9 protein-coding genes are annotated in these 8,248 nt (G+C 38.9%); 1 reads left to right on the plus strand and 8 read right to left on the minus strand.

The annotated features are described in order from the left end of the window. Positions 1–105: 105 nt before the first annotated feature. From VKY50_RS08500 to recR, 7 genes are all read right to left on the minus strand, one after another. A complete protein-coding gene (locus VKY50_RS08500; protein ID WP_324300845.1) occupies positions 106–1,353 on the minus strand; it encodes a competence/damage-inducible protein A in 1,248 nt (415 codons plus the stop codon). A gap of 5 nt (positions 1,354–1,358) precedes the next feature. After that, a complete protein-coding gene (locus tag VKY50_RS08505; protein ID WP_324300847.1) occupies positions 1,359–1,694 on the minus strand; it encodes an Hpt domain-containing protein in 336 nt (111 codons plus the stop codon). A gap of 11 nt (positions 1,695–1,705) precedes the next feature. After that, positions 1,706–2,317 (minus strand): fumarylacetoacetate hydrolase family protein, encoded by a 612-nt coding sequence (locus tag VKY50_RS08510; RefSeq protein WP_324300848.1) that lies wholly within the window; start codon positions 2,315–2,317, stop codon positions 1,706–1,708. Positions 2,318–2,500: 183 nt separating this feature from the next. Further along, positions 2,501–3,304, minus strand: coding sequence for a carboxypeptidase-like regulatory domain-containing protein (locus tag VKY50_RS08515; RefSeq protein ID WP_324300850.1), 804 nt, complete (start codon positions 3,302–3,304; stop codon positions 2,501–2,503). Then, a complete protein-coding gene (locus VKY50_RS08520) occupies positions 3,304–4,080 on the minus strand; it encodes a 3'-5' exonuclease (RefSeq protein WP_324300852.1) in 777 nt (258 codons plus the stop codon). Before VKY50_RS08520 ends, VKY50_RS08515 begins: the two co-directional genes overlap by 1 nt. Before the next feature lie 236 nt (positions 4,081–4,316). Continuing rightward, a complete protein-coding gene (locus VKY50_RS08525) occupies positions 4,317–5,663 on the minus strand; it encodes a dihydrolipoamide acetyltransferase family protein (RefSeq protein WP_324300854.1) in 1,347 nt (448 codons plus the stop codon). Positions 5,664–5,761: 98 nt separating this feature from the next. After that, on the minus strand, positions 5,762–6,382 hold the full coding sequence (recR, locus tag VKY50_RS08530; protein WP_324300856.1) for a recombination mediator RecR: 621 nt from the start codon (positions 6,380–6,382) through the stop codon (positions 5,762–5,764). A gap of 78 nt (positions 6,383–6,460) precedes the next feature. Between recR and VKY50_RS08535 the strand changes: the two genes are divergently transcribed. Beyond that, entirely contained in the window at positions 6,461–7,939 is a 1,479-nt protein-coding gene (locus VKY50_RS08535) for a sodium:solute symporter (protein ID WP_324300858.1), read from the plus strand. Here the strand turns inward: VKY50_RS08535 and VKY50_RS08540 are convergent. Continuing rightward, on the minus strand, positions 7,916–8,248 hold a 333-nt coding region (locus VKY50_RS08540; protein ID WP_324300860.1), incomplete at its 5' end, for a CoA-binding protein. The genes VKY50_RS08535 and VKY50_RS08540 overlap by 24 nt on opposite strands.

The raw sequence follows: 8,248 nt of genomic DNA on the forward strand, positions 1-8,248 counted from the left end.
CTTTCCTGTAAGTTCACAAACTCTTGACATGCTTCTATACTTTAGTATTATTTAAAAACAGGGTGCAAATTAACGAATTCTAAGTCTTAATAGCAAGTGAAAGAATCATTTTTTTGAAAATTCTTTAAAAAGCATTTCCAACGCTTTATTTACCGCCTTATTAATTACTTTTTCACGATGGTTTCCCAGGTTGAATTCCTTAGAAAAAACGCCATTCGAAGTAGCCAATCCTATAAAAACAGTCCCAATTTCGGCGTCTGAATCTCCTTTTACGGGTCCTGCATTCCCTGTAGTGGACAGGGCAAAATCGGTTTTAAACATCTTTTGAGCAGCCAATGCCATCGCCTCTGCCACAGGTGCACTCACAACGCTGTATTGATCTATAAGGGATTTATCGATCTGTAAGACGTCAATTTTCGACTCCGTAGCATAGGTCACCACCCCTCCAGTAAAAAAATTTGAAGCACCAGGAATGGCTGTAAAGGTATGGGCCAATTTACCACCAGTACAACTCTCTGCAACTGAAATCCGTTGCTTACGGTCACTGAGGAGTTTGGCTAAAGTAACCTCCAAAGCATTCTCCTCCTCTAAGCCAAAATATAAATCCTTAATTAAAGGCATTAAACGCTCCAGCTGTTTTTGAACCTCCAGCTCTAACAACTTTTTATCATCTCCTCTGGCCGTTAATCGTAGCCTTACTTTTCCTAGATTAGGTAAATAAGCGAGTTTTATAAACGGTGGAAGTTGATTTTCCCAAAGTTCAAGACGCTCTGCTAATGCACTCTCCCCTAATCCATAAGTAAGAATAGTCTTGTGAAGAATATAGGGGTGTTTAAACTGTTTTTGTAGCCTTGGCAAGACCGCATCAACCATCAGTGCCTCCATCTCAAATGGAACCCCAGGGAGCGATATAAATACCTTTCCCGGTTTTTCAAGCCACATTCCAGGTGCTGTACCATAGTGGTTCATCAAAACCTCCGCACGTGAAGGCACCAAAGCCTGCCCTTTATTTAGGTTCGAAATCGGACTATTGGAATACTTTTTAAACAAGCGTTCTACATTTTCTAGCACCGCCTTGTTTTCCACCAGTTGATCTGAAAAATAAGTACAAATCGTATGCTTTGTGATATCATCTTTTGTCGGTCCAAGCCCACCAGTTATAATCACAATATCCACTCTAGACTCAGCCTCTTCCAGCGCTTTTAAAATGTGGCTTTTCTCATCTTGAACTGAACTCACCTGAAAAACTGAAATGCCGATCGAATTGAGTTTCTTGGCAATGAACGCAGAATTCGTATCTACGATTTGACCAATGAGAATTTCATCACCAATAGTAATAATTTCTGCTAACATGCTAGCTACTTAATATAATTGCTTAACTCCTGGTAGGCGGTTTGTAATTCATCTGCCGCGCTAGAGGACAAGCCTTTAATACGCTCAATATCCATATCTCCCCGAGCATGTGACTCAATTGTTAGCATCTGATCCTTTAACTTGTCTATTCCAAGTAAGTCAGCATTGGGCTTTATTTTATGCGCGTACTGGTATATAGCACTAAAATCTTGAGCAGCAATAGCACTTTCAAGCCCCTTAAAATCTTCAGGTGTCTCTTGTAAAAAGGTAGTAATTATGGTTTGATTAAACTCCTTATCTCCTCCAGATAATTCGTTGAGCTTATCTAAATTGTACTTCATAATGTTAGGTATTATTTAATTGATAAGTTAAATATTTCTTGATCGTTTAAGTGTCCTTGTAAAAAATCACCGCTTTGAACTTGGGAAACACCAGCGGGAGTGCCCGTAAAAATCAGATCCCCTGTTTTTAGTGTAAAAAACTTGGAAACATAAGCAATTAATTCATCTATTTTCCACAACATTTTTGCGCTGTGACCAAGCTGTACCAGTTGATCGTTTTTAGAAAGACTAAAATGAATATCATTTAAATCTCCTAAGGAGTCCTTTTCCAGCCATCTACCAACAAAAGCAGAATTATCAAATGCCTTGGCCTGTTCCCATGGCAAGCCTTTGGCTTTGAGTAGTCGTTGCAAATCCCGAGCAGTAAAATCTATACCCAAGCTCACCTGAGTATAATATTTATGTGCAAACTTCTGCGCAATATGTTTTCCTACTTTACATATCTTTACCACCAGTTCCACCTCATGATGAATCTCAGAGGAGAACTCAGGAAGATAAAAATCCAACCCATTTTTTAAAAGTGCCGTATCAGGCTTCATGAAAATGACGGGAGTATCAGGTTTCTCATTCTGAAGTTCCGCAATATGTTCGGTATAATTTCTGCCTACACAGATAATCTTCATATTACTATTAATTTTGAAATCGCAAATTAGTAAACAACTTTCATTTTAAAGGCGGGTGCAACTATTTTTGTATTTTTAAATGTGTTGCCATTTTTATTAATCTTCAAATTATTCATAGGATTCCAGCCTACATTAGATCTATAATAGGCGCACCTCCTCTGGCTCTTCTTGCTCTTGCACCCCTCAAAGGACAGGTCCATAGCGTATGGTGCTAACATCTTGGTACACGGTATCTCCTATACGAATATCGAACTGTTCTTCAAATCGATTTTCATGGATAAACAAAGGCTCCACATCAATAAAAAACCTATTTTCAGGCACCTGAATTCCGTAATCAGCAAGTGAAACCTGAACCTTGCGGTTGTTCTTTTCAGATTGAACAATCAGATTACTTAATAGCAGGGTCTCTGCAGGACTCAAATCATCACTAGCTCCTAAGACCCTTAACTTAAATTTGGAACTTACATGGTAGGGAGGATTGAAAAAAATGGTCCCCTGATCCAGATCATGCTTTTTATCGCCTTTAAAATCATTTGGGTAATATCTGGCCAAGACTGATGGGTATGCACCACCACTAAAATTTCCTAGACCAACCCACTCTTTTCCAGAAAACGGATTAATGGTACGACTCGGCTGTTTATTTTCTGGATCATAAACATACTTCTGGACTAACGCGTCCATCTTTGGGGAAAGATAAATAGTCTTATTGGAAAGTTTATAACAAGGCAACACCTTACTATGATAGCCTATACATGAAATTCGAACCTTCTCCTGTAATAAGGTACTGTCCACTTGTAAAAAAAACCGACCTTGCTCATTGGATGTGGTGCCGTATGTTGTTTTTGTAAAAATGAGACAAGCATACACAATCGGTTTATTTGTTTGATCATCCCTTAACTCTCCCACAGGCATTGACTTTTGAGCATCACTATAGCCAAAACTTAAAAACACCCCAATACAAACAAATACTTTGGCAAATTTAATCATTAGCCGAGCTTGGTGTTCAATTTTCTGAGTTTAATAGCGGTAAGCACTTTCTTTGTATACCTTGGAAAATCAGCATTTAAGATCCAACCGAAATACCCTGGTTCTTGCTCCAAAACCTCCTCAACCTTTCGACCTTTGTGTTTCCCAAAAGAAAACACTTCCACTCCATCCTCATCATAGCTAATAAAACCAGCAAAGTCAGCAGTCACTCTTCGCGTCGTAAAATTCGCAAGAAATTTAATGTCGTTCTCCAACTCTTGATAACGATCGAGCTGTGATTTGAGCACCTCATAGGTAGCAATGGTATCAGCCTCAGCACTATGTGCATCTTCCAAACTTTTGCCACAGTAAAACTTATAGGCAGCCGACAAGGTGCGCTGTTCCATTTTATGGAAAATGGTTTGTACATCCACACTCACCCTACTACCCATGTCAAAGTCAATATCAGAGCGAAGCATTTCCTCAGCAAGGACAGGGATATCAAAACGATCTGAATTAAACCCAGCCAAATCACTGTCTTTGATCATCGTATAGATAGCCTTTGAGAGTTCTTTAAAGGTAGGCTCATCCTTTACCTTTTCATCTGTGATCCCGTGAATTGCGGAAGATTCAGGTGGTATAGGCATCTCAGGATTCACAAGCCAAGTCCTACTTTCCTTATTTCCATTTGGAAATACTTTCAAAATTGATATTTCCACGATCCGATCTCTAGCAACATCAATCCCAGTTGTTTCAAGATCAAAAAAACAAATGGGTCTTGTTAATTTTAATTCCATGTACGTATGATTCAAAAAACGGTGTATTACCAAAGCGCGAAAGTGTCTTTGGCAACCAATGGATGATAGTACTTACCGCTCCAATGGCCAACCTTGTAAGTTCGCTTACGTGGTTTATGAGTCTAATTACTACTGGTTACAAGTGTACGAAAAATGTGATCAAAAAACAAGGTCATTTTACGCCAAACCTCCACCGAGTGTGGATTGGATACCCTCTCCTTAAACTAAAAACTGCTTTAAATTCCCTTGTTAGGATCCCATGCCTCGAGATAGTGTGCTATTCTTTGGATAAACTGTCCTCCAAGTGCCCCATTTACCACACGATGGTCATAACTGTGCGACAAGAACATTTTGTGACGAATTCCAATAAAGTCTCCCTCAGGTGTTTCAATAACTGCAGGAACTTTTCGAATAGCACCCAGGGCAAGTATAGCCACTTGCGGTTGATTGATGATTGGAGTGCCCATAACGCTTCCAAAAGCACCCACATTAGTCACCGTATACGTACCTTGGGTAATTTCATCAGGTTTGAGTTTGTTAGCTCTAGCTCTAGTGGCTAGATCATTCACGCGCTTGGCCATTCCAACCAGGTTTAATTGATCTGCATTTTTGATAACAGGTACAATTAAATTTCCATCTGGTAAGGCCGCAGCCATTCCTAAATTAATGTCCTTTTTCTTGATCACTTTATCTCCCTGAACAGAAATGTTGATCATCGGGAAATCTTTAATAGTTTTGGCAACTGCCTGCATGAAGATGGGTGTAAAGGTTAGTTTCTCTCCTTCACGATTAAAAAACTCATCTTTAACCTTGTTTCTCCAGTTCCAAATATTGGTTACATCCACCTCTATAAAGCTCTGAACGTGCGCAGAAGTTTTAATACTATCACTCATGTGCTGGGCAATTAATTTACCCATACGGCTCATTTCGATAATTTCATCTTTGCCATTTACCGATAACAAAGAGGTACTTGGTGTAGCGGTAGCTACTGATTGCACTTCAGGCTCCGGTTCCCTCTGAACCACTTCTTCATTTTGCCCAACCGAAGAATTACTTCTCCCCTCAAGGTAAGATAGCATATCGTTTTTAGTAACCCGACCATCTTTACCAGTTCCTTGAATATTTTCTAATTCATCCAAGGTGATATTTTCTTGTTTTGCAATATTTTTTACTAAAGGCGAATAAAAACGTTCAGAAGATGTAAAATCTGGGGTAGTTCCTAAAGTTTCTTTAAGACCCTCCATCTCCTGCTCCAACTCTTTAGCACTAGAGGATCCTGCAACCACTTCTGGTTCATCAGGTACCATCTCCTTATTCGACACACCATCCTTTTCAACTTCACCTTCCGTTTCTATAATGGCCAATACATCTCCCACTTGAGCTACATCATCTATATTAAAAAATTTTTCAACCAAAACTCCATCCACCTCACTTGGGACCTCGGAATCCACCTTATCTGTTGCAATTTCCAAAACAGCCTCATCAGCTTCAATGGTATCTCCGACTTCTTTTAACCAAGAAGTGATTGTTGCCTCTGCAACACTTTCCCCCATTTGAGGAAGTTTTAATTCTATTTTTGCCATATCGATAATTTACCGCTTTTAAACCATGTTATAATTGCGAAAATAATAAAAAATACGCGTTTTTATTAAATATAATTTGCAAAATATTCGTTGTATATCTATGAACCTTTTAGGGAGTTTTCAAACGGAATGCGGTTTAAAATACTTCTACCTAAGGTTACCTCGTCCGCGTACTCTAGTTCATCTCCCACCGCAATACCTCTTGCGATAGTCGATGTTTTAATGGAATAACCTTCCAGTTGTTTAAAGATATAAAAATTGGTTGTATCTCCTTCCATTGTTGAACTTAAGGCAAAGATAATTTCTTTAATCTCACCTAATTTCACCTTTTCTATCAAAGTTACGATGTTCAAATCCGAGGGGCCAACCCCATCCATCGGGGAAATCTTTCCTCCTAAAACGTGGTAAACCCCTTTGTACTGCCCTGTATTTTCAATGGCCATGACATCCCTAATATCCTCCACTACACAAACCAATGTTTGGTCTCTCTTTGTATTTGAACAAATCTCACACAACTCCCGATCGGAAATGTTATGACAGTTTTTACAGTATTTCACCTGGGTCCGTAACATTTGTAAAGACTCCGTCAATTCCAAGGTCTGTTGCGCTGGTTGTCTGAGTAAATGCAGCACCAATCGTAAGGCGGTGCGCTTACCAATCCCAGGCAATTGTGAAACCTCATTCACTGCGTTTTCTAATAGTTTTGATGAAAATTCCATTGGTGCGAAATTACAATTTTAAGATACAATTCTGAATAATATCCAATAGATTTGCAGATCTATACTGAAAATTTGGGGATGGAACCTAGCTATATACTATTAATTCTAGTACTATATTTTGTAGTTTTATTGATTATTTCTCTAGTAACCAGTGACAAAGAAGAGGACAATGAAAACTTCTTTAAAGCCAAAAGGCAATCCCCGTGGTTCGTGGTCGCCTTTGGAATGATTGGGGCTTCGCTTAGCGGCGTAACTTTTATTTCTGTGCCTGGATGGGTGGAGACTTCTCAGTTTAGTTATATGCAGGTTGTCTTAGGTTACTTACTAGGTTATTTAGTCATTGGAACTGTTCTTCTTCCCTTGTATTACCGAATGAACCTCACCTCCATTTACACCTATTTGGAACAACGCTTTGGGATAAATAGTTATAAAACAGGAGCCTCGTTTTTTATACTCTCCAGAGTGGTAGGCGCTAGTTTTAGATTGTTTTTAGTTGCCAATGTACTGCAAGCTCTAGCCTTCGACGTCATAGGTATTCCTTATTGGACTACTGTAAGCATTACCATTGCCCTTATTTGGCTCTACACCTTTAAAAGCGGAATAAAAACCGTAGTATGGACCGACACACTTCAAACACTTTTTATGTTAATTGCACTAGGGGTGACCATAATGGTTCTGTATGATGAAATGAACATTCCTCAAGGAATTATCTCTTTTATTTCGGAAAGCTCACTATCAAAAACTTTCTTTTTTGAGGACATCAACAGTGTGAATTATTTCTGGAAACAATTTTTATCAGGTGCCTTTATCGCCATTGTAATGACTGGATTGGACCAGGATATGATGCAAAAAAACCTAAGTTGCCGCACCCTAAAAGATTCTCAAAAAAACATGTTTTGGTTCACGATCATCCTTACGGTGGTAAACTTGGCATTCATGAGCTTAGGAGTGCTTTTAACACTCTATGCTCAGCAAAATGGCATCGAGGCCCATAACGACCAACTCTTCCCTGTTTTGGCAAAAGATTATCTAGGTCCTGTAGTGTTTATCTCATTTATTATAGGGCTGGTAGCTGCAGCATACAGCAGTGCCGATAGTGCTTTAACAGCATTAACTACAAGCTTTAGTGTTGACATATTAGCCATTGACAAAAGGCATTCTCTTAAAAGTCAGGTACAAATTCGCAAACGTGTTCACCTGCTTTTTTCGCTGGTTTTAATATTTGTCATCATAAGTTTTAAATACCTTATAAAAGATGAAAGTGTCATTGCAAAGCTATTTGTCTTTACAGGGTACACCTATGGGCCTTTACTTGGGATGTATAGTTTTGGACTCTTCACAAATCTTAAAACCAGGGATAATCTCATTCCTTTTATCGCCTTGTGTTCCCCTGTCCTGGCTTATTTTATCAGCCTTTACAGCAATAGGTGGCTTGGGTTTGATTTTGGTTTTTTTGTACTCATTCTAAATGGAGCACTCACCTTCATTGGATTATTAATTTTCAGCAATATTAAATCCAGTAATTTAAGCAAATTAATACTGTCCGGTGGAAAGTAACACCAATGTACATGCCTGTTCCACCATTATCCCATGAGATTCTAAAAGAGCATAGAAGGTAGGATTTTCAGTTCCTGGGTTAAAAATTACTCGTCTGGGTTTTAAATCGATAATATACTGGTAATAGGCCTGCTGATTGGTGGGGTTCAAATATAGACTTACGGTATCTATATTTTCAAAACTTATTGGCTGTGTCGAAATAGCTACCCCAGCAACACTTCCTTCTTTTAAACCAATTGCTACCGTTTCAATTTTATTGGCAGAAAGACGCTGTAAGGCCATATAACTATAGCGGTTCGGGTTAAGTGA

Source organism: Galbibacter sp. (assembly GCF_035306585.1).
Lineage (GTDB): Bacteria > Bacteroidota > Bacteroidia > Flavobacteriales > Flavobacteriaceae > Galbibacter.

Excerpts from the sequence above, each read along its gene's own strand:
- VKY50_RS08525 (WP_324300854.1), bottom strand. The coding sequence starts at position 5,663 with ATGGCAAAAATAGAATTAAAACTTCCTCAAATGGGGGAAAGTGTTGCA.
- VKY50_RS08515 (WP_324300850.1), bottom strand. The coding sequence starts at position 3,304 with ATGATTAAATTTGCCAAAGTATTTGTTTGTATTGGGGTGTTTTTAAGT.
- VKY50_RS08535 (WP_324300858.1), top strand. The coding sequence starts at position 6,461 with ATGGAACCTAGCTATATACTATTAATTCTAGTACTATATTTTGTAGTT.
- recR (WP_324300856.1), bottom strand. The coding sequence starts at position 6,382 with ATGGAATTTTCATCAAAACTATTAGAAAACGCAGTGAATGAGGTTTCA.
- VKY50_RS08500 (WP_324300845.1), bottom strand. The coding sequence starts at position 1,353 with ATGTTAGCAGAAATTATTACTATTGGTGATGAAATTCTCATTGGTCAA.
- VKY50_RS08505 (WP_324300847.1), bottom strand. The coding sequence starts at position 1,694 with ATGAAGTACAATTTAGATAAGCTCAACGAATTATCTGGAGGAGATAAG.
- VKY50_RS08520 (WP_324300852.1), bottom strand. The coding sequence starts at position 4,080 with ATGGAATTAAAATTAACAAGACCCATTTGTTTTTTTGATCTTGAAACA.
- VKY50_RS08510 (WP_324300848.1), bottom strand. The coding sequence starts at position 2,317 with ATGAAGATTATCTGTGTAGGCAGAAATTATACCGAACATATTGCGGAA.